20 protein-coding genes are annotated in these 24,153 nt (G+C 61.5%); 12 read left to right on the top strand and 8 right to left on the bottom strand.

The genetic code is table 11. From position 1 onward, the window contains the following. Positions 1–65: 65 nt before the first annotated feature. Entirely contained in the window at positions 66–812 is a 747-nt protein-coding gene (locus HX821_RS03680; protein ID WP_177035310.1) for an NRDE family protein, read from the bottom strand. An 89-nt stretch (positions 813–901) separates the two neighbouring features. Here HX821_RS03680 and HX821_RS03675 point away from each other — a divergent pair, with 89 nt between their 5' ends. The 3 genes from HX821_RS03675 (at position 902) to HX821_RS03665 (ending at position 3,448) form a co-directional block, all read left to right on the top strand. Further along, entirely contained in the window at positions 902–1,684 is a 783-nt protein-coding gene (locus HX821_RS03675; RefSeq protein WP_003213825.1) for a sulfite exporter TauE/SafE family protein, read from the top strand. Between the two features lie 66 nt (positions 1,685–1,750). Then, positions 1,751–2,563 (top strand): prolipoprotein diacylglyceryl transferase, encoded by an 813-nt coding sequence (gene lgt / locus HX821_RS03670; protein WP_177035309.1) that lies wholly within the window; start codon positions 1,751–1,753, stop codon positions 2,561–2,563. Between the two features lie 51 nt (positions 2,564–2,614). Continuing rightward, entirely contained in the window at positions 2,615–3,448 is an 834-nt protein-coding gene (locus HX821_RS03665; RefSeq protein WP_008438950.1) for a thymidylate synthase, read from the top strand. 124 nt (positions 3,449–3,572) lie between these two features. Here HX821_RS03665 and cadR read toward each other — a convergent pair whose 3' ends face one another. Further along, a complete protein-coding gene (gene cadR, locus HX821_RS03660; protein WP_017476559.1) occupies positions 3,573–4,022 on the bottom strand; it encodes a Cd(II)/Pb(II)-responsive transcriptional regulator in 450 nt (149 codons plus the stop codon). Positions 4,023–4,107: 85 nt separating this feature from the next. Here cadR and HX821_RS03655 point away from each other — a divergent pair, with 85 nt between their 5' ends. The 7 genes from HX821_RS03655 (at position 4,108) to HX821_RS03625 (ending at position 13,118) form a co-directional block, all read left to right on the top strand. After that, entirely contained in the window at positions 4,108–6,378 is a 2,271-nt protein-coding gene (locus HX821_RS03655; RefSeq protein WP_177035308.1) for a heavy metal translocating P-type ATPase, read from the top strand. A 16-nt stretch (positions 6,379–6,394) separates the two neighbouring features. Continuing rightward, positions 6,395–7,258 (top strand): LysR family transcriptional regulator, encoded by an 864-nt coding sequence (locus tag HX821_RS03650; protein WP_008438952.1) that lies wholly within the window; start codon positions 6,395–6,397, stop codon positions 7,256–7,258. A 225-nt stretch (positions 7,259–7,483) separates the two neighbouring features. After that, positions 7,484–8,548 (top strand): putative 2-aminoethylphosphonate ABC transporter ATP-binding protein, encoded by a 1,065-nt coding sequence (locus HX821_RS03645; RefSeq protein ID WP_023659299.1) that lies wholly within the window; start codon positions 7,484–7,486, stop codon positions 8,546–8,548. Between the two features lies 1 nt (position 8,549). Continuing rightward, positions 8,550–10,274 (top strand): putative 2-aminoethylphosphonate ABC transporter permease subunit, encoded by a 1,725-nt coding sequence (locus HX821_RS03640; protein ID WP_177035307.1) that lies wholly within the window; start codon positions 8,550–8,552, stop codon positions 10,272–10,274. A 23-nt stretch (positions 10,275–10,297) separates the two neighbouring features. After that, positions 10,298–11,314: a putative 2-aminoethylphosphonate ABC transporter substrate-binding protein gene (locus HX821_RS03635; protein WP_003213811.1), complete on the top strand. Its 1,017-nt coding sequence runs from the start codon at positions 10,298–10,300 to the stop codon at positions 11,312–11,314. Between the two features lie 125 nt (positions 11,315–11,439). Further along, on the top strand, positions 11,440–12,564 hold the full coding sequence (locus HX821_RS03630; protein ID WP_177035306.1) for a TIGR03364 family FAD-dependent oxidoreductase: 1,125 nt from the start codon (positions 11,440–11,442) through the stop codon (positions 12,562–12,564). After that, positions 12,564–13,118: a phosphonate degradation HD-domain oxygenase gene (locus tag HX821_RS03625; RefSeq protein WP_102604113.1), complete on the top strand. Its 555-nt coding sequence runs from the start codon at positions 12,564–12,566 to the stop codon at positions 13,116–13,118. The genes HX821_RS03630 and HX821_RS03625 overlap by 1 nt, the downstream gene beginning before the upstream one ends. Here the strand turns inward: HX821_RS03625 and HX821_RS03620 are convergent. Both HX821_RS03620 and HX821_RS03615 read right to left on the bottom strand, forming a co-directional pair. Beyond that, complete coding sequence (locus tag HX821_RS03620; protein WP_177035305.1) at positions 13,115–14,488, bottom strand: DUF3482 domain-containing protein; 1,374 nt, start codon at positions 14,486–14,488, stop codon at positions 13,115–13,117. The two genes, HX821_RS03625 and HX821_RS03620, sit on opposite strands and share 4 nt — an antisense overlap. Continuing rightward, positions 14,481–15,860, bottom strand: a complete 1,380-nt coding sequence (locus tag HX821_RS03615; RefSeq protein WP_134327480.1) for a DUF2868 domain-containing protein — start codon at positions 15,858–15,860, stop codon at positions 14,481–14,483. The genes HX821_RS03620 and HX821_RS03615 overlap by 8 nt, the downstream gene beginning before the upstream one ends. Positions 15,861–15,950: 90 nt before the next feature. On the opposite strand from HX821_RS03615, the gene HX821_RS03610 reads away from it, so the two are divergent. Next, positions 15,951–16,463 (top strand): dihydrofolate reductase, encoded by a 513-nt coding sequence (locus HX821_RS03610; protein WP_008438965.1) that lies wholly within the window; start codon positions 15,951–15,953, stop codon positions 16,461–16,463. Positions 16,464–16,557: 94 nt separating this feature from the next. Here HX821_RS03610 and HX821_RS03605 read toward each other — a convergent pair whose 3' ends face one another. After that, a complete protein-coding gene (locus HX821_RS03605; protein WP_003213804.1) occupies positions 16,558–17,949 on the bottom strand; it encodes an L-cystine transporter in 1,392 nt (463 codons plus the stop codon). Between the two features lie 241 nt (positions 17,950–18,190). Between HX821_RS03605 and HX821_RS03600 the strand changes: the two genes are divergently transcribed. Then, positions 18,191–19,249, top strand: coding sequence for a haloacid dehalogenase-like hydrolase (locus HX821_RS03600; protein WP_256344258.1), 1,059 nt, complete (start codon positions 18,191–18,193; stop codon positions 19,247–19,249). 193 nt (positions 19,250–19,442) lie between these two features. On the opposite strand, the gene ilvD is transcribed toward HX821_RS03600, so the two are convergent. From ilvD to HX821_RS03585, 3 genes are all read right to left on the bottom strand, one after another. Next, entirely contained in the window at positions 19,443–21,284 is a 1,842-nt protein-coding gene (gene ilvD / locus HX821_RS03595) for a dihydroxy-acid dehydratase (RefSeq protein ID WP_003213802.1), read from the bottom strand. Positions 21,285–21,545: 261 nt separating this feature from the next. Next, positions 21,546–22,745: an MFS transporter gene (locus HX821_RS03590; RefSeq protein ID WP_177022339.1), complete on the bottom strand. Its 1,200-nt coding sequence runs from the start codon at positions 22,743–22,745 to the stop codon at positions 21,546–21,548. A gap of 122 nt (positions 22,746–22,867) precedes the next feature. After that, positions 22,868–23,950, bottom strand: coding sequence for a SagB/ThcOx family dehydrogenase (locus HX821_RS03585; protein ID WP_177035304.1), 1,083 nt, complete (start codon positions 23,948–23,950; stop codon positions 22,868–22,870). Positions 23,951–24,153: the final 203 nt, after the last annotated feature.

Raw genomic sequence — 24,153 nt, 5'->3', positions numbered from 1 at the left:
TTATGTATTGGCTGACACGCCGCCTTCGCGAGCAAGCCCGCTCCCACATTTGGTTTGCGTGAGGTTCAGATTTTGAGTTCAACTTCACCCAACTGTCCGCCATAGGGCCCAAAACTGCGCTCCACGATATGCCGCGTCCCGTCGGCATTCACAATCAACGCCGTACTCGCCCGCGTCCCGTAACTGGGACTGGCAATAAACACACTCGACAGCAAACTCTCCGTCGCCAAGCCCACGCCGGTGTCCGGCAAGTCAGCAAACGGCGCGGTCTGCGGGTCGCTCAAAATCCCCAGCAAAGCTTCGGGCTGTGGATCCGCCAACAATTGCGCCAACGCCGCCTTGGCCTTCAACAACTTCGGCCACGGCGTATCCAGCCCTGCATTGGATAACCCATAAACCCCCGCCAACAATGGTGTCGGCGCAGATTCCTTGGCGTTGTAATGCCAAAGCTCGTCCCGCGTCCCGACCAGCAGGTTAAACCCGGCATATTCAATCGATCTGCCATTAACGTCGGCCAAATAGTCGTCAATCGACAGCGAACCGCTGAGAAAGCGCGCCACCAACTCACCCCGCGACTTGCGCGCCGGCGGCTGGTGCGGGTCACGGATATTGGTCAGCGCCGCAAAGCGCCCGTCTGCGCCAACTCCCAGCCAGGTCCCGCCCGCTTCCTGGTCCCTGCCCGCGTAAACATGGGGCGCATCCAGCCACTGGGCCAACGGCAAACTGGGCCGGGCATAAAATTCATCACGGTTGGCCGCGACGATCAGCGGCTGGGCGTGGCCCGGCCGCCAGGCGAAAACAATCAGGCACATAAGGCGATCCCTTTGTGTTTTGCCCACTCTACCCATAGAACCCTGTGCTTTGCATCCGTTAACATGCCGGTCTGTTTTCGGGGGCTCCCATGGAATTTCTGCTGTATTTGCTGCTGGGATCCTGCGCGGGCATGCTCGCCGGGCTGTTCGGCGTGGGCGGCGGCATCATTATTGTGCCGGTGCTGGTGTTCAGCTTCACCTTGCAGGGCTTCGATCCCGCGGTGCTGACCCACCTCGCTGTCGGCACGTCCCTGGCGTCTATTATCTTCACGTCGGTGAATGCGGTGCGTGAGCATCATCGGCGCGGCGCCGTGCGCTGGCCGATCTTCGTATGGATGGCCGTGGGTATCCTGCTGGGCGCGGGCGTTGGCGCGCTGACCGCCGAGGCGATCTCCGGGCCGCATCTACAGAAGATCATCGGTGTGTTCGCCCTGGTGATCGCCGTGCAAATGACTCTGGAGCTCAAGCCCAAGGCCAGCCGCCAGGTGCCGGGCAAGCTTGGCCTGACCCTGGCGGGTGGCGTGATCGGCTGGTCGTCGGCAATTTTCGGCACCGGCGGCGGTTCGTTGACCGTGCCGTTCCTGACCTGGCGCAGCGTGCCGATGCAGCAGGCAGTGGCCACTTCGTCGGCCTGCGGCTTGCCGATCGCCCTGGCCAGTGCGTTAAGTTTCATGATTCTGGGCTGGCATGATCCGCTGCTGCCCGATCATAGTCTCGGCTTTGTGTACTTGCCGGCGCTGCTGGGCATCGCCCTGACCAGCATGGTGGCGGCCCGTTTTGGCGCGCGCCTGGCGCACCGGCTGTCGCCGCGCTTGCTCAAGCGGCTGTTTGCCGGGCTGCTGTTTTGCGTAGGGCTGAATTTTTTGCTGTAACGCAGGCTTAATCGCGCACCGGCATGGTCCGATGCGCCATGACTATTGATTTAACGAGGAGTCGCAATGCTGCCTTACCCGCAGATCAACCCGGTGGCCGTGGCCATCGGTCCGCTGCAAATCCACTGGTACGGGTTGATGTACCTGATCGGCATCGGCGGTGCCTGGCTGCTGGCTTCCCGGCGCCTGAACCGTTTCGACCCGACCTGGACCAAGGAGAAGCTCTCCGACATGGTGTTCTGGATGTCGATGGGGGTCATCGTCGGCGGACGCCTGGGTTATGTGCTGTTCTACGACCTGCCAGCCTACATCGCCAACCCGACGCTGATCTTCGAGGTGTGGAAGGGCGGCATGGCGTTCCACGGCGGGTTTGTGGGGGTGATGATCGCCGCCTGGTGGTTTGGCCGGCGTAACGGCAAGTCGTTCTTCCAGTTGATGGACTTCGTCGCACCGTTCGTGCCGATTGGCCTGGGTGCCGGGCGCATCGGTAACTTCATCAACGCCGAACTGTGGGGCAAGCCGACTGACGTGCCGTGGGCCATGGTGTTCCCGCCGTTCAGCGACCCGGCGCAATTGCCGCGCCACCCCTCGCAGCTGTACCAGTTCGCCCTGGAAGGCGTGGCGCTGTTCCTGATCCTCTACATCTTCTCGCGCAAGCCACGCCCAACCATGGCCGTTTCGGGGATGTTCGCGTTGTTCTACGGGATCTTCCGCTTTATCGTCGAGTTCGTACGGGTGCCGGATGCGCAACTGGGCTACCTGGCGTGGGGCTGGGTGACCATGGGTCAGATTCTCAGCCTGCCGATGATCATCGCCGGCCTGGGCCTGCTGTGGTGGGCTTACAATCGCCCGCAAGGCATCAAGAACACCGTGCTTTAAATTCGAACGCCGGGGCCCGAGGGTCCCGGCTTCAACGATACAGGTATACACATGAAGCAATATCTCGAACTACTGAACGATGTCGTGACCAATGGCCTGACCAAGGGCGACCGCACCGGCACCGGCACCAAGGCCGTGTTTGCCCGTCAGTTTCGGCATAGCTTGGCCGACGGCTTCCCGCTGCTGACCACCAAGAAGCTTCACTTCAAAAGCATCGCCAACGAATTGATCTGGATGTTGAGTGGCAACACCAACATCAAGTGGCTGAACGAGAATGGCGTAAAGATCTGGGACGAATGGGCCACCGAAGACGGTGACCTGGGCCCGGTGTACGGCGAGCAGTGGACCGCCTGGCCCACCAAGGACGGCGGCAAGATCAACCAGATCGACTACATGGTCGAGACGCTGAAGACCAACCCCAACAGCCGCCGCATCCTGTTTCACGGCTGGAACGTCGAGTACCTGCCGGACGAGACCAAAAGCCCGCAGCAGAACGCCCGGGACGGCAAGCAAGCGCTGCCACCTTGCCACCTGCTGTACCAGGCGTTTGTGCATGACGGTCATCTGTCGATGCAGTTGTACATCCGCAGCTCAGATGTATTCCTCGGCCTGCCGTACAACACCGCGGCCCTGGCGCTACTGACCCATATGCTGGCCCAGCAGTGCGACCTGATCCCTCACGAGATCATCGTCACCACGGGCGACACCCATGCCTACAGCAACCATATGGAACAGATCCAGACCCAGCTGGCGCGCACGCCGAAGAAGCTGCCGGAACTGGTGATCAAGCGCAAACCCGCGTCGATCTACGATTACAAATTCGAAGATTTTGAAATCGTGGGCTATGACGCTGATCCGAGCATCAAGGCCGATGTAGCGATCTAAAAGCGATCTCGGTCCAAATGTGGGAGCGGGCTTGCTCGCGAATACGGTGTATCAGAAACACATTCAGTGGCTGACACTCCGCTTTCGCGAGCAAGCCCGCTCCCACATTTTTTTGTGTACACATTCAATGCCCGTGGCTTCTGCCCACATGTGAGGGCTCAGCCTCGCTGGCCGCGACACTCCCGCTGACTTCCAGCCGCTGCAAAATCCCGCACTGATCCAGATCCGGCCCGCCGCCACAGCGCTGGCGCAGGTCGAGCAACTGTTCCTGCAACGCCAGCAGCCCGTCGATCCGCGCCTTGACGTGGTGGATGTGCTCGTCAATCAATGCATTCACGCTTTCGCACTGGTCCTGAGGACTGTCACGCAGGCCCAGCAGGCTGCGAATTTCCTCAAGGGTCATGTCCAGGCTGCGGCAGTTGCGGATAAACACCAGCCGTTCGGTGTGCGCCTGGGTGTACAGCCGGTAATTACCGTCACTGCGCGCAGGCGGCGGCAGCAGGCCTTCTTTCTCGTAATAACGGATGGTTTCCACCTGGCAATCCGTCAATTTTGCCAATTCGCCGATCTTCATCGCAGCAATCTCCAAAAGGATGCTTGACCCTATAGTGGCTACAGGGTCTTTACTTGGCAACAGGCACCTTTACGGACGCGACAGAATGAGCGATTCCATCCACACCCCGCACAAGCACGACCATGATCACGACCACGCGCACGATCACGGCCCCAAGCTGAAACCTGTGCAGAAGCACGACCATGGCAGCCATGGCGATTCCTGCTGTTCCAGCAAGGCCGCGCCGGCGCTGGTGAAGCTGACCGAAGCCCCGACAGCGGGCTCGCGGCTGAGCACCTTCCGCATCGAAGCCATGGACTGCCCCACCGAGCAGACGCTGATCCAGAACAAACTGGGCAAGCTTGCGGGTGTGCAGCAGCTGGAATTCAACCTGATCAACCGCATTCTCGGCGTCACTCACGACCTGCCGACGACCGCGCCGATCATCGACGCCATCAAGTCCCTGGGCATGCAGGCGGACCCCATCGAAGAAGGCGTCGCCCCGGCTGAGCCGCCGGCGAAGAAGCACTGGTGGCCGCTGGCTGTGTCCGGCGTGGGCGCGCTGGGTGCTGAAGTGCTGCACTTCACCAACGCAGCCCCGACGTGGGTGATTGCCCTGGTCGCGCTGATCTCGATCTTCAGCGGCGGCCTCACCACCTACAAAAAGGGCTGGATCGCCCTGAAAAACCTCAACCTGAACATCAACGCCCTGATGAGCATCGCCGTCACCGGCGCGATCCTGATCGGCCAGTGGCCGGAAGCGGCGATGGTGATGTTCCTGTTTACCGTCGCCGAGTTGATCGAGGCCAAGTCCCTGGACCGCGCACGTAACGCCATCAGCGGCTTGATGCAGATGACGCCGGAACAGGCCACGGTCCGTCAGGCAGATGGCAGTTGGGTTGAACAGGAGGTTAAAGTCATTGAACTGGGCGCTATCGTGCGGGTTCGTCCCGGTGAGCGCATTGGCCTGGACGGTGAAGTCACCTCCGGCCAGTCCACCATCGACCAGGCGCCGATTACCGGTGAAAGCCTGCCGATCGAAAAGACCGTGGGCGACAAAGTCTTCGCCGGCACCATCAACCAGGCCGGCTCCCTGGAATACAAAGTCACTGCAGCCGCCAACAACTCCACCCTGGCGCGGATTATCCACGCCGTGGAACAGGCCCAGGGCGCCCGTGCGCCAACCCAGCGTTTTGTCGACACCTTCGCCAAGGTCTACACCCCGGCGGTGTTCATCTTTGCCCTGGGTGTGGCGTTGATTCCGCCGCTGTTCATGGGCGGCGTATGGTTTGAATGGGTCTACCGCGCGCTGGTGCTGCTGGTGGTCGCGTGCCCATGTGCACTGGTGATTTCCACCCCGGTGACCATCGTCAGCGGCCTGGCCGCCGCGGCGCGCAAAGGCATCCTGATCAAGGGCGGTGTGTACCTGGAGGGTGGCTACAAACTCGACTACCTGGCCCTCGACAAGACCGGCACCATTACCCACGGCAAACCGGTGCAAACCGATTACCTGGCGCTGTTCCCGAACATGGAAGACAGCGCGCCGGCCCTGGCCGCCAGTCTGGCCGGGCGTTCGGATCACCCGGTGTCCCTGGCCATCGCCAACGCGGCTGTGGATAAGAATCTCGCCGTTCACACGGTGGATAACTTCGAGGCCCTGACCGGTCGCGGTGTGAAGGGTGAAATCAATGGCGAGGTCTACTACCTGGGCAACCACCGTCTGGTGGAAGAGCTGAACCTGTGCTCGCCGGCCCTGGAGAAGAAGCTCTTCGCCCTGGAAAAACAAGGCAAGTCCGTGGTCCTGTTGCTGGACAAGTCCGGCCCGCTGGCGCTGTTCGCCGTGGCCGACACCGTGAAGGACACCAGCCGCGAAGCCATCCAGCAGTTGCATGAGCTGGGCGTCAAGACCCTGATGCTGACCGGCGACAACACCCACACGGCCAAGGCGATCGCCGATCAGGTGGGCATCGACCAGGCCCAGGGCGACTTGTTGCCCACCGACAAACTGCAAGCCATCGAAGCGCTCTACGCCAAGGGCCACCGGGTCGGCATGGTCGGCGACGGCATCAACGACGCCCCGGCGCTGGCCCGTTCCGAGATCGGGTTTGCCATGGCTGCTGCGGGTACCGACACCGCCATCGAGACCGCCGACGTGGCCCTGATGGACGACGACCTGCGCAAGATTCCGGCATTCATTCGGCTGTCGCGGCAAACGTCGAGTATCCTCAAGCAGAACATCGCCCTGGCCCTGGTGATCAAGGCGATCTTCCTCGCGGTGACCTTCCTTGGGATGGCCACCATGTGGATGGCGGTGTTCGCCGACATGGGCGTGAGCCTGCTGGTGGTATTCAATGGTCTGCGCCTGCTGCGCAAATAGTCGATGAGAGGGTGGTGTGCTGAGTGCCGAGCTGAAGGCGTTTTACATGGTCGCCCGCCTGGGCAGCATTACCCAGGCGGCGAAAAAGCTCGGGCTGAGCCAGCCCACCGTGACCACCCAGATTCGTCACCTGGAAAGCCAGTACTCGGTGGAGCTGTTCTACCGAGGCGGGCGCCGCCTGACCGTCAGTGATGAAGGTGCGCGGCTGTTGCCGATGGTCAAGGCGCTGTTGCAGCAGGAAGCGGATATCGAGTTTTTCCTGCGCAACAGTGGCCAGGTACAAGGGGCCTTGAGGATTGCCGCGACGGCACCTTATTACATCCTCGACCTGGTCAAAACCTTCCGCGAGCGGCTGCCACAGGTCGAGGTTTCGGTGGAGATCGGCAACTCCCAGCAGGTGCTGGAAGCGCTGGATGACTACCGTGTCGACGTCGCTGCCTCATCTCAACTGCTTGAAGACCCGCGCCTGATCCGGCGGGTACTGGGCATGGACCCGCTGGTGCTGGCGGTGCATCGCAATCATCCGCTGGCGGTACTTGAACATGTACCGCTGACCGCGCTGGCCGGGCATACCTTGCTGATGCGCGAGCCGGGGTCGACCACCCGTCGATTGACCGAAGAGATGTTGCAGGGCGCCGGCGTGAGTTACGGGCCGTTGCTGGAGATCGGCAGCCGGGAATCGATCCGTGAGGCAGTGCTGCGCAATATCGGCATCAGCATCATTGCCCGCCAGGAAGTGCCCCACGACCCGCAATTGCGCGTGCTGACCATCGAAAATGCGCCGCAGATTCCCGAGTATTTGTACTGCCTCAAAGAGCGAAAGGGCGCCCGGTTGCCGGCGGCGTTCCTGGGGTTGGCGCAGGAAATGTCGCCGCTCTGATCGTTCCCACGCTCTGCGTGGGAATGCTGGCCTGGACGCTCCGCGTCCGCTCTTAAGGTCGTGACGCGGAGCGTCACAGGATGTATTCCCACGCAGAGCGTAGGAACAATCTGTTGGCACAACCCAAATCCACCAATACCACTATCGCCACGTTTTGCCTTTCTGCCACAAGAGGGACGCATTGCCTGCCTAGGATGACCTTCATCAGTTTGATGAGGTGCCTCCATGAACACAGCCATGACTAATCCCGGCGCGCCAATGAAGGTGCGCGGTGTACAGAAACGCTTCGGCGCCTTCACCGCGCTGGATAACGTGTCCCTGGACGTCGCCGCTGGCGAACTGGTGTGCCTGCTGGGCCCGTCGGGCTGCGGCAAGACCACCTTGCTACGCTGCATCGCCGGCCTGGAGCGCCAGGACAGCGGCGAGTTGTACCTCGGCGACCGCGATGTTTCCCTACTGGCACCCCAGGCTCGGGACTACGGCATTCTGTTCCAGTCCTACGCGCTGTTTCCCAATCTCACCGTCGAAGCGAACATCGGCTACGGCCTCACCGGCAGTGGCCGTGATGAAGTGCGCAAGCGTGTCGGGCAGATGCTCGAACTGGTGGGTTTGGTGGGCAGCGAAAAGAAATACCCCGGCCAACTTTCCGGCGGGCAACAACAGCGTGTGGCACTGGCTCGCGCCCTGGCGCCGGCGCCGTCCTTGCTGCTGCTGGACGAACCCATGTCGGCCCTCGACGCCCGGGTGCGCGAGCATCTGTGCACCGAGCTGCGCCAATTGCAGCGCCGCTTGGGCATCACCACCCTGATGGTCACCCACAACCAGGACGAGGCCATGCTGATGGCCGACCGCATTGCCGTGATGAACAACGGCAAGGTCGAGCAGTACGCCACGCCCCAGGAAATCTACGACCGCCCGGCCACACCGTTCGTGGCCGAGTTTGTCGGCCAGGGCAACTGGCTGCCGTTCAGTCGCAACAGCGCCAGCCACGCTCAGGTTGGCGGCATGAATATGCGCCTGGCGGACAACGCAGGCGTCGCGAAATCGGGCCGTCTGTTCTGCCGCCCGGAAGCCATCAGCGTCAACCCGCCAGTGCATGAAGAAAACCTGTTCCCGGCCAAGGTCCGCGAGATCACTTTCCTCGGCAACCGCTGCCGCATGAGCTTCGAGCTGGACCAACTGCCCGGCCATCCGCTGCTGGCCGAATTGGCCCCGGAAGCCATGCCGCGCCTTGGCGCCCAGGACATCTGGGTCGCGCTGCCCCCGCGCAGCCTGCAGGTGTTTGCCTGAGATGGCCCGCGATATGACTCTGCCGATACCCGATAACGTGGCTCGTCAGGTTTCCCGTGCCGAACTCGGCGACCGTATTTTTGTAGTCGGCGGCAAGCTGCTCTGGCTGTGCCTGCTGGGCGTCGCGGTGCTGATGCCGCTGCTGGCGATCTTCTGGCGCGGCTTCAGCAGTGAAGCCGGGCAGGGCGGTGGCCTGGTGGCGGCGCGGGAGTTGGTCACCAGCGATAACTTCCACTGGTTGCTGGGTAACAGCCTGAAGGTTTCCGGCAGCGTGGCGGTCATCGTCGTACCGCTGGCTTACCTGTTTGCCTACGCGCTGCAACGCACGCTGATTCCCGGCAAGGCGATCTGGCGCGGCATGTCGTTGCTGCCGTTGATGGCGCCGTCGATGTTGCCCGGGATTGCGCTGGTCTACCTGTTCGGCAACCAGGGCATGTTGCGCGGGCTGCTGTCGGACAACATCTATGGCTTCTGGGGCATCGTCCTCGGCGAAGTGATCTACACCTTTCCCCATGCCTTGATGATCCTGTTGTCGGCGCTTTCCCTGGCGGATGCACGTTTGTTCGATGCCGCATCGAGCATGGGCGCGAGTCCCGCCCGGGCGTTTCGCAGCATCACCTGGCCAGCGACGCGCCAGGCCGTGTTTGCCGCGTTTTGCCTGGTGTTCACCCTGACCATCACTGACTTTGGCGTGCCCGTGGTAGTCGGTGGCGACTATCAAGTACTGGCGCTGGAAGCCTACAAAGCTGTGGTCGGCCAGCAGCAATTCGGCCGCGGTGCCTTGATCGGCATGGTCCTGCTGCTGCCGGCGCTGTTCAGCTTCGGTGTCGACGCCTGGTTGCGCCGCCGCCATGGCGACTCCATGAGCGGCCGCGCCCAGGTGTTCCAGCCGGCGCCGTCGAAACTGCGGGATGGCTGCTACCTGGCCATCGTCCTGCTGATCTGCGCGATCCTGCTGCTGGTGTTCGGCATGGCGGTCTACTCATCCCTGGTGAAATTCTGGCCCTACAACCTGTCGCTGTCCCTGGCCCACTACCAGTTCGAAGACACGGCCGGCGGCGGCTGGCTGGCCTACCGCAACAGCATCACCATGGCCCTGTGCACCGCGTTGATCGGCAGCGTGCTGATCTTCACCGGCGCCTACCTGATGGAAAAGACCAGGGGCCAGAAGGGCCTGAACCTGGCGCTGCGCATGCTCAGCTTCGTGCCGATGGCGGTGCCGGGGTTGGTGCTCGGCCTGGGCTACGTGTTCTTTTTCAACCTCAACGGCAACCCGCTGCATGTGCTCTACGGCACCATGACGTTGCTGGTGGTGTGCACCATTGCTCACTATTTGACCACCGCCCAAATGACCGCCACCACGGCCCTGCGCCAACTGGACGCGGAATTCGAAGCCGCCGCGCTGTCGCTGAAGGCGCCGCTGTACCGCCATTACCTGCGGGTCACCGTGCCGATCTGCCTGCCGGCGCTGCTGGACATCGTGCGCTACCTGTTCGTCTCGGCGATGACCACCGTTTCCGCCGCGATCTTCCTCTACAGCCCCGACACCATCCTCGCCGCCGTCGCCGTGCTGAACATGGACGACGCCGGCAACGTCGGCGGTGCGGCGGCCATGTCGACCCTGGTCCTGTTCACCTCGGCGGGCGTGTCCTTGCTGCTGGCGTGGGCCTCACGCGGCTTGTTGCGCCGCTCCCAGGCCTGGCGCCAAACCGCGCCCGGTCAATAATTCACCCATAAAGGAACTGCACCATGTTCAAGCCCCTGGCGTTAGCCGCTGCTGTGCTCACTGCGTTCAGCCTGAATGCCTTTGCCGCCAAGACCGAGTTGACCGTGTACACGGCCCTCGAAGCCGAGCAATTGAAGACCTACAAACAGGCCTTTGAAAAGGTTAACCCGGACATCGAGATCAAATGGGTGCGCGATTCCACCGGCATCATCACCGCCAAGCTGCTTGCCGAAAAAGCCCGCCCGCAGGCTGATGTGGTCTGGGGCCTGGCCGCTTCCAGCCTGGCGATTCTCGATCAGCAGGGCATGCTGCAAAACTACGCACCGGCAGATTTGAGCAAGATCGGTGCGAACTACCGCGACGCCGCCAACCCGCCGGCCTGGGTCGGCATGGACGTGTGGGCTGCGACCATCTGCTTCAACACCGTCGAAGCCGAAAAGCAGGGCCTGAGCAAGCCGGTGAGCTGGCAGGACCTGACCAAGCCTGAATACAAGGGCAAGATCGTGATGCCCAACCCGGCCTCGTCCGGCACGGGCTTCCTGGATGTGAGTGCCTGGTTGCAGACCTTCGGCGAGAAGCAGGGCTGGCAGTACATGGATGACCTGCACCAGAACATCGGCCAGTACGTTCACTCCGGTTCCAAACCCTGCAAGCTGGCGGCCTCGGGTGAATTCCCGATCGGCATTTCCTTCGAATACCCGGCCGTTCAGCTGAAGCGCCAGGGCGCACCGCTGGACATCATCCTGCCGAAAGAAGGCCTGGGCTGGGATATCGAAGCCACTGCCGTGATCAAGGGCACTGCCCACGCAGACGCGGCACAGAAACTCGCCGACTTCTCCGCCAGCCCCGCGGCGATGGAGCTGTACAAGGAAAACTTCGCGGTACTGGCCCAGCCGGGCATCGCCAAGCCGCAGACCGAATTGCCGGCAGACTACGAGCAGCGGTTGATCAAGAATGACTTTGCCTGGGCGTCGAAAAACCGCGACAGCATCCTGACCGAATGGCGCAAGCGCTATGACGGCAAGTCGGAAAAACAATAACCACCGATCGTTCCCACGCTCTGCGTGGGAACGCTGCTCTGGACGCTCTGCGTCCGCTTTTGTAGTCGTGACGCGGAGCGTCACAGGATGCATTCCCACGCGGAGCGTGGGAACGAGAGGTCTTCATGACACAACTGCTGATCATCGGCGCCGGCATCCTCGGCCTGTCCCATGCCTTTGCCGCTGCCAAACGCGGCCTCAAGGTCAAGGTCTTCGAGCGTAGCGCCACACCGCTGGGTGCTTCCGTGCGCAACTTCGGCCAGGCACTGGTCACCGGCCAGCCGCCCGGGCCGATGCTCGACCTGGCGCGGGAAAGCCGCGAAATCTGGGGCCAGTGGGCGCAACTCGCCGGCATCCAGCTCAAGCGCAACGGCTCTTATTTGTTCGCCCGCACCGAAGCCGAAGAACACTTGCTTGAAGCCTTCTGCGCCGGTCGCGCGCAAGAACACGGTTATCGCGTCAAGTTGCTGCAAGGCGCCGCCCTGCACGAGCTGTACGGTGGCCGGTTCGCCCATCACCGCGCTGCGCTTCACGGCCTGGATGATCAACAACTGTATTCGCGCGAGGCTATCCCGGCGCTGATCAACTACCTCAGCCGCGAACTGAGCGTGGAGTTTCATTTCTCTACCCTGGTCCGCGACATCGAGCCCGGCCAGGTACACACCACGACCGGTTCCTTTCACGGCGAGCAGATCATTGTCTGCTCCGGTCACGACTACCAGACGCTGCTGGCCGAGCAGATTGCCGAGCTCAACCCGCAAATCTGCCGCCTGCAAATGCTGCGCGCCCGGCCAGTGGTGGAGTTGAACCTGCAACACGCGCTGCTGACCGGCCTCAGCTGCGTGCACTACGGCGCCTTCGCCGACTTGCCGGAAGCCGCGCCGGTACAGGCCGAAATTCTGCGGGATGTACCGCACCTGCATGAAAACGGTATTCACCTGCTGATCAGCCCGACACCCTATGGTGAACTGATCATCGGGGATTCCCACCATTACGGCAGCGATCCTTCACCGTTCAACGCCGAACAGGTGGACAACTGGATGATCGAACTGGCCGAACATACCCTGGGCTGCAAGATCCAGGTCGTGGAGCGCTGGCAGGGCGTCTATGGTTCCCGTGGGCCGGGGCCGTTCTCGTTCACGCGGGCGGCGCCGGGGGTGAGCGCGGCGTTGATGCACACCGGCGTGGGCATGAGCGTCGGGCCGGCGATGGCCGAGCGCAATATCACTGAGCTGTGGGGGAGTGCGTGATGAAAGCAGAGCAGGCAATCGCCGAGGTCTTCGGCCTGTACGAACAACACGGCACCGCCGATTACATTGGCGAGCCGGTCTCGCAGATCGAACACATGTCCCAGGCCGCGCAGTTGGCCATGGCTGAAGGCTTCGATGATGAAGTGGTGCTGGCGGCGTTCTTCCACGATATCGGGCATATCTGCGGCCAAGGTGGCGAGAACATGGGCGGTTATGGCGTGGTCAGCCATGAACGGCTGGGCGCCGATTATCTGCGCCGGGCGGGCTTCAGCGAGCGGCTGGCTAAACTGGTGGAATACCACGTGCAGGCCAAGCGTTACCTGACCTTCAGCCAGCCGGACTACTATGCGCGGTTGAGCGAGGCCAGCCGCCGCACCCTGGGTTACCAGGGCGGCGTGATGACCGCCGAGGAAGCCCGGGCGTTCGAGCAGGACCCGTTGTGCGCCGTCAGCCTGCGCATGCGTCACTGGGATGAACAAGCCAAGGAAATGCATGTGCCGGTGCTGGACCTTGAAGTGTTGAAATCCAAGGCCCGGCAGTTGTTGGCGGCTTAGGTCTCGTCCAGGCGCTGGGCCAGGGCTTCGACCTGTTCCTGGCGTTCGGCCTGGCTCAATTTGGGGTGCGGGTTGAGGGACGACCATTGCGGATGAGCCCGGGCCTTGTTCAGGGCTTCGGGCAATTTGCCTTCGCGCCAGGTCTTGTCCTGTGGCGTGTCGACCTTGATGCTGTGGATCGCCGCATGCCCCCGCAGGTTCAGGGCCTTGAGCAGTTGCCGCTGGCGCAGGGCCAACAGGCGCAGCACGCTGTCGTCGACGGTCAGCTCGCGCTGGCCCTTGATCTTGCCCAGCAGGCGGCTGCCATAACTGCGGGCAGTTTGCAGCGCGCCTCCCGCGATGGCTCCGGCGAGGGCGGCGGCGCCGAGGGTCAGGCCGCCTACGAGTAGATCCACACCTGCACCGGCCGCCGCGCCGGCTGCGATACCGCCACCGACCCGCACGCCCAGTTGCTTGAGGGTCTCGGGGTTGAACAGGTCATCGCCCCAGCGCCCGTCCAGCAGCGGTAAATCGCTGGCGGCGGCGTCCTGCGGGCGGAAGCCGAACAACTTGAGCAAGGCCTCCACGCAACGCTGTTCGCGCTGGCGCACGGCTTTGCGCAGTTCGCTGATGGCTTGCTGTTCTACCTCGGCTTCGCTGACCACGCTGCGGCGGCAGGCGGCGCAGTCGACCAGCAGTTCGGCAATCAACCGCGCTGCACTTTGCTGGCGAGCCTGGCGCTGGGCTTCCTGATCAAGGATCAGCCGTTCCAGTTGCCCACGGGAGTTTTCCAGCAGCAGGGCGAGGCTTTCATAGAGGCGGCGCTCGCCGTCTTCCGGCGGCGCCACGCTGTCAAAACGCACCAGCGCATGCAGGCCGAGGCGGGCGAGGGCTTCGCGCCAGTCCGGCTCGCGGTGGTCGGCGCTGCTGACAAAATTGAGCACCGGCAGCAACGGCTTGCCACAGCTGGCCAGCACTTGCAGCTCATCGCGGTACTTGGCCAGCACCGGCTCCCGGGCGTCTATCACATACAGCCCGGCGTCGGAGGTGAGCAGTTGGCGCAGCACCTTGGCTTCCTGTTCGAAGCGTTGCCGGGCCTCGCTGCCTTCCAGAAAACGCGCCAGCCGTGCCGGGCCGTCGAGGCGTTCGCCGGGGCGGTCCAGGCGTTCGAGGTAATCGAGCAGGGCGATGGCATCTTCCAGGCCCGGCGTGTCGTACAGTTCCAGCAAGGCCTCGCCGTCCACCGACAAGCGCGCACCTTCGACATGCCGGGTGGTGCTGGGACGATGGGAGACTTCACCAAAGCCGACGTCTCGCGTGAGCGTGCGCAGCAACGAGGTCTTGCCGACGTTGGTGTGGCCGACCACCGCAAGTTTCAGGGGCTTAGTCATGACCGGTCTCCAGCCAAGTGAGCGGCGCGCAATCGGCGAACGGGATCTCCAACTGTTGCAATGCTGTATGCCAATCACCCAGGCGCTCAGCATCCAGGGCTTGGCCGGCGGGCGCTTGCAGCAGCCAGACCCGAGTGGCGGTGGCGCTGCGGGCCAGTTCGGCAATCAGCGCAAGGCTGCCGCGATCCGGCGAGCGGCGTGGGTCGCAGGCGATGGCCAGGCGCGCGGGCGGGAAGCGGGTGAGTTGCTCCAGCAGCTTGTTGCGGGATTCACGGCTGTCGAGGATGCCGGCGTCCTTGACACTGGCCGGGAGCTTCGGCGGCCATGGGCGCTGGTCGTCCAGCTCGATGGCCACCAGCAGGGCGCCGTTGCTTTCCAGTTCACTGACGCCGCCGGTCACGTGGTGCAATTGTTCGGGCGCCGCATCATTGACCCCAAGCCGTTCGCTGCTGGGCATCAACCGTTCACGCAGTTGGCTGTAGCCGGGCAGGTTAAGGTCGAGGCTCAGGGCGGCGCGCCCGCGTTTCCAGCGCCAGAGGCACAGCAGCGCGAGGATCAGCCGCGGCAGGATGCCGTATACCAGCAGCACGCCCACCAGCCAGGCGGCCCAGGCCTGGCGGGCGCTTTCGATATTCAGGGCGGCATCGCCACTGGCGCGGATCATCTCGACAGTGGGCACGTTGAAGCCGAGCAAGGCGGGCAGGGCGCCAAGGGTTTGGGTCACGGCGACAAAGGTGTCGGCCCGCAGGATGGTGGTTTCCCACACAAAGCCGTAGCGCCGGGTGGCCAACAGCGTCAGCAGGATCACCAGGGCGCTGAGCAGGGCCAGCAGCCACAGGCTGTTGACCAGCACACCGACGGCCCAGCGATTGAGTTTGCGCCGTTGCAGCAACAGCAGCAGGGCGGGCGCCAGTTGCGCGGCCTTGGCGTCGCGGGCGAGTTTTTCGCTGAGCCATAACCACAGGCGGCCAAGACTGGCGCCGTGTTCGCCGGCAAACAGCAGGCCCAGGGCCCAGCTCAACAACAGGATCAGGTTCAAACCCAGCAGGCTGCCCAGGGCCCAGAACACATTGACCGGCGCCAACCCGTTGCCCAGCGCGGCAAACGCCAGGCCGGCGCCGCTGATAATGGCGACTGCCGCTAGCAGGATCAGCGCCAGGCGCGCACCTTGCAGCCAGCGGGTCAGGGCGGCGGTCAGGCCATCGCGTTCGGCCAGCCACAGCGCGCGGTTTTGAATGCGCGTGGGCAAATCGCCGCCGGCGCTGCGGGCCAGGCGATTGGCTTCCTGGTCTTCCAGGGCGCCCGCGTGTTCCTCGCGCAGGCGCACGGTCTCGGTCAGCCAGAGTGTTTGCAGGGGGGTCAGAGCTGTCACGCGCCGTCCTGTTGAGCCAGTGAGTCTGGAGCATAACCGCTGGAACGCCGGTTGGGGTATGCCGCGCGCGGCTCTGGTATTCTCGTCGCCATGAAAAAAACTCTCCCTTTAAGCCTGATCGCAGCCCTCGGTGAAAACCGTGTGATCGGCGTCGACAACAGCATGCCCTGGCATTTGCCGGGGGATTTCAAATATTTCAAGGCCACCACCCTGGGCAAGCCGATCATCATGGGGCGCAAGACCTGGGATTCCCTGGGGCGACCGTTGCCGGGCCGGTTGAACATTGTGGTCAGCCGTCAGACCGACTTGGCGCTGGAAGGTGCGGAAGTTTTTCCGTCACTGGACGCGGCCGTGGAGCGGGCTGAGGAATGGGCCAAGGCGCAGGGCGTGGATGAGCTGATGCTGATCGGCGGCGCGCAGTTGTATGCCCAGGGGCTGGAGCAGGCGGATCGCCTGTATTTGACGCGGGTGGCGTTGAGCCCGGACGGGGATGCGTGGTTTCCCGAGTTTGATTTGAACCAGTGGAAGCTGGTGTCGAATGTCGAGAATGCGGCTGAGGGTGACAAGCCGGCGTACAACTTCGAAGTTTGGGAAAAAGCCTAAGAGCATCGCAGGCAAGCCAGCTCCCACAGTTGACCGAGTATTACTGAAAAAACCGGTTCAATGTGGGAGCTGGCTTGCCTGCGATAGCGGTCTGTCAGGCCTGCGCCAATTCCGCATGCTCATCGGCATTGAGCAGTTCTTTATCCGTCTGCTGCATGATCTGGCTGGTAATCGCCCCGGCCGTCATCGAACCGTTCACGTTCAATGCCGTACGGCCCATGTCGATCAGCGGCTCAACCGAAATCAGCAGCGCCACCAATGACACCGGCAAGCCCATCGCCGGCAGCACGATCAGCGCGGCAAACGTCGCACCGCCGCCCACGCCCGCCACACCGGCCGAACTCAAGGTCACAATCGCCACCAGTGTTGCGATCCACAGCGGGTCCAGCGGGTTGATACCCACGGTCGGCGCAACCATCACCGCCAGCATCGCTGGGTAAAGACCCGCGCAACCGTTCTGGCCAATCGTTGCGCCAAACGAGGCGGCAAAGCCGGCGATGGACTGCGGAATCCCCAAGCGACGGGTCTGCGCTTCAATGCTCAGCGGGATGCTCGCGGCGCTGGAGCGGCTGGTGAAGGCAAACGTCAGTACCGGCCAGACCTTGCGGAAGAACCGCAGCGGGTTGATCCCGGCCAGCGACAGCAGCAGGCCATGCACCACAAACATCAGGCCCAGGGCCAGGTACGACACCACCACAAAACTGCCGAGCTTGATGATGTCTTGCAGGTTGGAGCTGGCGACCACTTTGGTCATCAGCGCCAATACGCCGTAGGGGGTCAGTTTCATCACCAGGCGCACCAGGCGCATCACCCAGGCTTGCAGGGTGTCGATGGCGTTGAGGACTTTCTGGCCTTTTTCCACGTCATCCTTGAGCAGTTGCAGCGCGGCAACCCCGAGGAATGCAGCGAAGATCACCACACTGATGATCGACGTCGGCTTGGCCCGGGCCAGGTCGGCGAACGGGTTCTGCGGGATGAACGACAGCAGCAGTTGCGGGATATTCAGGTCGGCGACCTTGCCCGCGTAATCACTCTGGATCACTTGCAGGCGCGCCATTTCCTGGGTGCCGGCCACCAGGCCTTCGGCGGTGAGGCCGAACAGGTTGGTCAGGCCGATACCGATCAGCGCCGCGATTGCCGTGGTGAACAGCAGCGTGCCGATGGTCAGGAAGCTGATCTTGCCCAGGGACGAGGCGTTATGCAGACGGGCCACGGCGCTGAGGATCGAGGCGAACACCAGTGGGATCACGATCATTTGCAGCAACTGCACGTAACCGTTGCCGACCAGGTCGAACCAGCCGATCGAGGCCTTGAGCACCGGGTTGCCGGCACCGTAGATCGCGTGCAGCACCACACCGAAGATCACGCCGAGTACCAACGCAAACAACACCTTCTTGGCGAGGCTCCAGTTGGTTCGGCGGGTTTGTGCCAGGCCCAGCAGCAAGGCCACGAACACCAGTAAGTTGAGAATCAGGGGCAGATTCATTGAAGCTCCGTTGAGAAGGCAGCCAATCGCAGGAGCCTGCGATTGCGAACCGGCAAGCCTAACAGCTTGAAATATATTGATTTAATAACGTTATCGCATGGTGACTGTCGTTTTTGGAATAAGCGGATGACGCGCAGGCGTATGGCATTGGCGCGATCACGACGAAAGCGGTCGCGCTCGGGCGATAACTGTCATACAGATTTGTTAGCGTCGATGTCTTTCACTCAGGGAGAAAACGCACATGAAGCTAGCGCCGAAACTGTTTGCCGCCGCGCTGTGCCTGGGCCTCGCGAGCCAGGCCTTTGCCGCCACCGAGTTGAAACACTGGCCGGCGGCTGCCGCCAAGCAACTGGACACGATGATTGCTGCCAATGCCAACAAGGGCAACTTCGCGGTGTTCGACATGGACAACACCAGTTACCGCTACGACCTTGAAGAGTCGTTGCTGCCGTACCTGGAAAACAAGGGCCTGATTACCCGCGACACCATGGACCCTTCCCTGAAGCTGATCCCGTTCAAAGACACCGCCGACCACAAGGAAAGCCTCTTCAGCTACTACTACCGCCTCTGCGAAGTCGACGACATGGTCTGCTACCCGTGGGTCGCGCAGATTTTCTCCGGCTTCACCCTCAAGGAACTCAAGGGCTACGTCGACGAGATGATGGCGTCGGGCAAGCCGGTGCCGGTCACCTATTACGACGGTGACGTGGTCAAGAACATGGAAGTGCAGCCGCCGAAGGTCTTCACCGGCCAGGCTGAGCTGTTCAACAAGCTGATGGAAAACGGCATCGAGGTCTACGTGATGACCGCCGCGTCCGAGGAACTGGTGCGCATGGTCGCGGCCGATCCGAAGTACGGCTACAACGTCAAACCCGAGAACGTCATCGGCGTGACCACCTTGCTCAAGGACCGCAAGACCGGCGAGCTGACCACCGCCCGCAAACAGATTGCTGCCGGCAAGTATGACGAGAAGGCCAACCTCGGCCTGGAACTGACCCCGTACCTGTGGACCCCGGCCACCTGGATGGCCGGCAAGCACGCAGCGATCCTGACCTATATCGACGAGTGGAAAAAACCGGTGATCGTCGGTGGCGACACGCCAACCAGTGACGGCTACATGCTGTTCCATGATGTGGACGTGGCCAAGGGCGGCATCCACCTGTGGATCAACCGTAAAGACAAATACATGACCCAGCTCAACGGCATGATGGCCAAGCACGCTGCGGCCCAGGCCAAGGAAGGGTTGCCGGTGACGGCGGATAAAAACTGGGTGATCGTCAAGCCGGACGAGATTCAGTAAGTACGGCTGGACTCGGTCAAAAATGTGGGAGCGGGCTTGCTCGCGAAGGCGGTGGATCAGCCAGCTTATTCAGTAACTGGCACACCGCAATTCGCGAGCAAGCCCGCTCCCACAGTTGATCTTCTTTGTTTGGGGAATTATCTCCAGACAAAAAAATGCCCCGCACATGGCGGGGCATTTTTATGGGCGAGGTTTACAGACCGTCAAGCATCGCCTTGTTACGCACAGCACCCTTGTCGGCACTGGTGGCCAGCAGGGCGTAAGCCTTCAAGGCGGTGGTGACTTTGCGCGGACGCTTCTCCACCGGCTTCCAGCCTTTCTTGTCCTGCTCGACCCGGCGTGCCGCCAGTTCTTCATCGCTGATCAACAGGTTGATCGAGCGGTTCGGAATGTCGATCAGCACCTTGTCGCCATCCTGCACCAGGCCGATGGCGCCGCCCGCAGCAGCTTCCGGCGAAGCGTGGCCGATGGACAGGCCCGAGGTCCCGCCGGAAAAACGGCCGTCGGTCAGCAAGGCGCAGGCTTTGCCCAGGCCCTTGGATTTCAGGTACGACGTCGGGTACAGCATCTCTTGCATGCCCGGGCCGCCTTTCGGGCCTTCGTAACGGATGATGACGATGTCGCCTTCCTTCACTTCGTCAGCGAGGATGCCGCGTACCGAGCTGTCCTGGCTTTCGTAGATCTTGGCGCGGCCTTCGAACACGTGGATCGACTCGTCGACACCGGCGGTTTTCACCACGCAGCCATCGAGGGCGATGTTGCCGTACAGCACGGCCAGGCCGCCCTCTTTCGAATAGGCATGCTCGACACTGCGGATGCAGCCGTTTTCACGGTCGTCGTCGAGGGTTTCCCAACGGGTCGACTGGCTGAACGCGGTCTGCGTCGGGATGCCGGCCGGGCCGGCCTTGAAGAAGTGATGCACGGCTTCGTCAGTGGTTTGGGTGATGTCCCACTTGGCGATGCCTTCGGCGATGGATTTGCTGTGCACGGTCGGCAGGTCGGTGTGCAACAGGCCGCCACGGGCCAGGGAGCCGAGGATCGAGAAGATCCCGCCGGCGCGGTGCACGTCTTCCATGTGGTACTTCTGGATGTTCGGCGCGACTTTGCACAGTTGCGGCACGTGGCGCGACAGGCGGTCGATGTCCCGCAGGTCGAAGTCGATCTCGGCTTCTTGCGCGGCGGCCAGCAAGTGCAGGATGGTGTTGGTGGAACCGCCCATGGCGATGTCCAGGGTCATGGCGTTTTCGAACGCCTTGAAGTTGGCGATGTTGCGCGGCAACACCGACTCATCGTTCTCGGTGTAGTAGCGCTTGCACAGCTCGACGATGGTGCGGCCGGCCTGCAGGAACAGTTGCTCGCGGTCGCTGTGGGTGGCCAGTGTCGAGCCGTTGCCCGGCAAGGCCAGGCCCAGGGCTTCCACCAGGCAGTTCATCGAGTTGGCGGTGAACATGCCGGAGCACGAACCGCAGGTAGGGCAGGCGCTGCGCTCGTATTCCGCGACCTTCTCGTCAGAAGCGCTGGAATCGGCGGCGATGACCATGGCGTCCACCAGGTCGAGGCCGTGGGAGGCGAGCTTGGTCTTGCCGGCTTCCATCGGGCCGCCGGAGACGAAGATCACCGGGATGTTCAGGCGCAGGGCGGCCATCAGCATGCCGGGGGTGATCTTGTCGCAGTTGGAGATGCACACGATGGCGTCGGCGCAGTGGGCGTTGACCATGTATTCCACGGAGTCGGCGATGATCTCGCGGCTCGGCAGGGAATACAGCATGCCGTCATGGCCCATGGCGATGCCGTCATCCACGGCGATGGTGTTGAATTCTTTCGCTACACCGCCGGCGCGTTCGATCTCGCGGGCGACCAGTTGGCCCAGGTCCTTGAGGTGGACGTGGCCGGGTACGAACTGGGTGAACGAGTTGGCAATCGCGATGATCGGCTTCTTGAAGTCGTCATCTTTCATCCCCGTGGCGCGCCACAGTGCGCGGGCGCCGGCCATGTTGCGGCCGTGGGTGGATGTTTTCGAGCGGTAATCAGGCATTGGAGCACTCCGGGCGGCTAATCAAGTACTAAAGGGGAGTGAGCTTCTAATTGACGACTGGAACACCCGAAAAATGGCCGTGTGTCCGGAAGTTGCCACTCGCGTCGCGGGATCGCCGCTTGCTTGGGCCTCGAGCTCATAAACCCGCCGGGGGATGACTGGCGATGAATAGGTCCGATTCTACACCGCTGGCGGCCGGAGGGAATGGCCGCCAGCGTGTAGATAGCGCTTACGAGACGTGTGGGTGTGCAAGTTTCATGGTCAGCGACCGACCCGGGCGTTCGTCACCACGCCCCAAACGCTGAACACGATGAAGCTGATGGCGATGGTCATCAGCAGGTTGGCCCCGGCTTGGGCGAGGGCGGCGCTGCTGACGGCGGCGGTGATGAACATGATGCTGTTGCCGGCCGACGCGGCGGTGCCGGCGCTGCTGGAGAACAGCAACATGGCCGCGGAAATCGCGGCGGGGCGTACCAGGGTCACGGCCAGGGCGCTGATCAGCATCGGGATCAGCAGGGTGATGGTGGTGATAGCTCCAAGACCGACGATCAGCATCAGAAGCACGCCTGCGACAAGCAGCAATCCAAGGCCGATGTTGATTTGCCGGGACAGCGAGATGCGTTTTTGAAGATACGACGCCGCCAAGCCACCGAGCAGATAGGCCACGCCATACACCATGAGTACCAGTGCGTACTGGTATTCGGAGAGTTTCAGCGAGTCCATGAAAATCAACGGTGTCACGCTGATCAAGGCGAAGTAGCAGGCGAACACCAACGCGGCGATCCACCAGTAACGCAGGAAGTCGCGATTGGTTGCGACATCTTTCAGCGTGCCGATGATCGACACCTGCGTGCGGTGCGGGCTGGCGGACTTGGAGGGCAGTATGCAGAACGCATGGATCAACATGCCCGACGCCATCAGTGCGAACCCATAGAAACTACCTTGCCAGTCGAAGGTGGTTTGCAACCAGGAGCCGATCAGCGGTGACAAGGCGACGAACGAGCCGCTCAGGGTCATGTAGTAGAGGCGCACACGGGCGCGATCCTGTTCTTCGAACAGGTCCTCCACTAACGCGTGGCCCAGTACGAAGAAGCCGCAACCCATGGCCTGGACCGAGCGAAACAGCAGGAAGCTCAGGTAGTCCGTCGATAATGCGCAACCTATCGCACCCAGGATCGACAGCGTGATGCAACCGAGCAGGACTTCCTTGCGGCCCCATTTATCCGACAGCGGTCCGGCGACCAGTTGGGAAATCGAAAAAACCAGGGTGAACAGGCTGATGGACAGCGCCACATCGGCGGTGGGTGTATCGAACCTTTCAGCCAAGGCGGGGAAGGAGGGCAGCAGGATGTTGATCGGGAAGAAGCTGATAAGTGAGATGCAAGTGATGAGGATGAAGCGTGAGAATTGGTGGCGTTTTATCTCGCTGCCGAGTAAGGGCGAGCAGGAAGACTCAGACATTGTTTTTATTTCCGGTGGGGTGCCAAAAACCGATATTAGCCTTGGGTGGCGAGAATTCAATCAATAAAGGTGGAGCCATTCTCTTCCAAAGGCATGCTGTAAAAGGCTGCATCGCCAAGGCCTCAATCAGTCCTCAAAAGCTTTTCGAATTCATCGCTGAAAACCTGACCGTCGCTGTAACCGGCGCCTACGAAAAGTACCAACTGCTCTTTAAGGTCCTGTATGCCAAGGGCTTTCTCGATCTTGGTATCGTTGAGAGCGGAGGAAATCCAAGTATTAAGCCCCATGGCGGTTGAAATGAGCTGAGCGGTTTGTGAGATGTGTCCGGCCTCTATCAGGGCAACTCGGTAGGCTCTGGAGTGTGGGTACTTCCACCACAGTTTGTCGAATCGTGATGTAATGAAAATACCAAACGGAAGATTGTCGATGAAGTGCTGGCCGTTAAGGTAGTTTCCAAGAGGCTCTTGTATTCGACGAATCAGCCTGAGTGCGTGTAACTCCGGGTGGTAATAATAAAGTCCGGGATTTACGCCTCTTATGTTGTACGCATACACATAACCTTCGCTGGAGCTTAATCCACCACCTGACGGGCTGCTTCGTCTAGCGCGGAAAGAGGGGGGCGTTAAATGTGAGGTGTCTTGCAGGCGTTCTTTTAAGTGCCCTAGAGACAGGTAGAGCAGCGTACTCAGGTCTTCTAAAGAAATGCTTTTGTTTAAATAGGTGCGGCAGGTTTTTCGCTTAATTAACGTGTGTTGCAGTAACGGGTATGTTCTGAGAGATTCGTTTGGTGAGGGTTGCGGCAGACTGATAAAGTCTTCTGATTGGAGATGGGCGAACCGATTCGAGTCAGGAGGACTCTTGCGCATTACGCCCTGGCAGTGGGCCAAATAATGAGCTGCCCAACTGACGCTGTCTGTAGGTTGATCAGCGTCTGATAAGTCTTTTGTACCGATGTGGAATATCCTCGACAAGTCATCCCACCCCCACTGGTTATCTAACGTTGGCGCACCTTGTTGAATAATTGCATGGTGAGTGAACGTCGAGTCGATCTCAAACTCAGGGTTATAAAGCGAAAGGTCGTATATTAGTTCTAGCAGTCGCTGCGAGTGCGCGCGATCTAATTCAAATTGCTCATGAGTTTTGTAGTTCCAGATGATCAGATGTTGTGATTTGGTTAAGAAAAATAAGTTGGGATTTATGTGCATTGTTTTCTTCCCGTTCTTAGGGCTGGGTTGGCGTACAACCCAGCTTGTCATCAACGACTTATTTAGGCATTCCAATCAATGCGAATGCTGCCAGTGCTTTTGACTCAAGAACGATTGCCTTCATATCAGCTCTCCATTTCATTAAGTTAAATGGCTGTCACACAAAATGATTGTGACAGAAACTAGGCTAGGCGCTGGTTTTA

Origin of the sequence: Pseudomonas sp. B6001 (genome assembly GCF_013386015.1) — a bacterium.
In the GTDB taxonomy this organism is placed as follows: domain Bacteria; phylum Pseudomonadota; class Gammaproteobacteria; order Pseudomonadales; family Pseudomonadaceae; genus Aquipseudomonas.
This window is presented reverse-complemented; position numbering and strand designations above follow the sequence as displayed.

Bases quoted from the DNA above. Each gene is read 5' to 3' on its own strand.
- HX821_RS03640 (WP_177035307.1), top strand. From the start codon at position 8,550: ATGGCCCGCGATATGACTCTGCCGATACCCGATAACGTGGCTCGTCAG.
- HX821_RS03680 (WP_177035310.1), bottom strand. From the start codon at position 812: ATGTGCCTGATTGTTTTCGCCTGGCGGCCGGGCCACGCCCAGCCGCTG.
- lgt (WP_177035309.1), top strand. From the start codon at position 1,751: ATGCTGCCTTACCCGCAGATCAACCCGGTGGCCGTGGCCATCGGTCCG.
- HX821_RS03645 (WP_023659299.1), top strand. From the start codon at position 7,484: ATGAACACAGCCATGACTAATCCCGGCGCGCCAATGAAGGTGCGCGGT.
- HX821_RS03635 (WP_003213811.1), top strand. From the start codon at position 10,298: ATGTTCAAGCCCCTGGCGTTAGCCGCTGCTGTGCTCACTGCGTTCAGC.
- HX821_RS03585 (WP_177035304.1), bottom strand. From the start codon at position 23,950: ATGCACATAAATCCCAACTTATTTTTCTTAACCAAATCACAACATCTG.
- HX821_RS03590 (WP_177022339.1), bottom strand. From the start codon at position 22,745: ATGTCTGAGTCTTCCTGCTCGCCCTTACTCGGCAGCGAGATAAAACGC.
- HX821_RS03675 (WP_003213825.1), top strand. From the start codon at position 902: ATGGAATTTCTGCTGTATTTGCTGCTGGGATCCTGCGCGGGCATGCTC.
- HX821_RS03600 (WP_256344258.1), top strand. From the start codon at position 18,191: ATGAAGCTAGCGCCGAAACTGTTTGCCGCCGCGCTGTGCCTGGGCCTC.
- cadR (WP_017476559.1), bottom strand. From the start codon at position 4,022: ATGAAGATCGGCGAATTGGCAAAATTGACGGATTGCCAGGTGGAAACC.
- HX821_RS03620 (WP_177035305.1), bottom strand. From the start codon at position 14,488: ATGACTAAGCCCCTGAAACTTGCGGTGGTCGGCCACACCAACGTCGGC.
- HX821_RS03610 (WP_008438965.1), top strand. From the start codon at position 15,951: ATGAAAAAAACTCTCCCTTTAAGCCTGATCGCAGCCCTCGGTGAAAAC.
- HX821_RS03605 (WP_003213804.1), bottom strand. From the start codon at position 17,949: ATGAATCTGCCCCTGATTCTCAACTTACTGGTGTTCGTGGCCTTGCTG.
- HX821_RS03665 (WP_008438950.1), top strand. From the start codon at position 2,615: ATGAAGCAATATCTCGAACTACTGAACGATGTCGTGACCAATGGCCTG.
- ilvD (WP_003213802.1), bottom strand. From the start codon at position 21,284: ATGCCTGATTACCGCTCGAAAACATCCACCCACGGCCGCAACATGGCC.
- HX821_RS03655 (WP_177035308.1), top strand. From the start codon at position 4,108: ATGAGCGATTCCATCCACACCCCGCACAAGCACGACCATGATCACGAC.
- HX821_RS03625 (WP_102604113.1), top strand. From the start codon at position 12,564: ATGAAAGCAGAGCAGGCAATCGCCGAGGTCTTCGGCCTGTACGAACAA.
- HX821_RS03630 (WP_177035306.1), top strand. From the start codon at position 11,440: ATGACACAACTGCTGATCATCGGCGCCGGCATCCTCGGCCTGTCCCAT.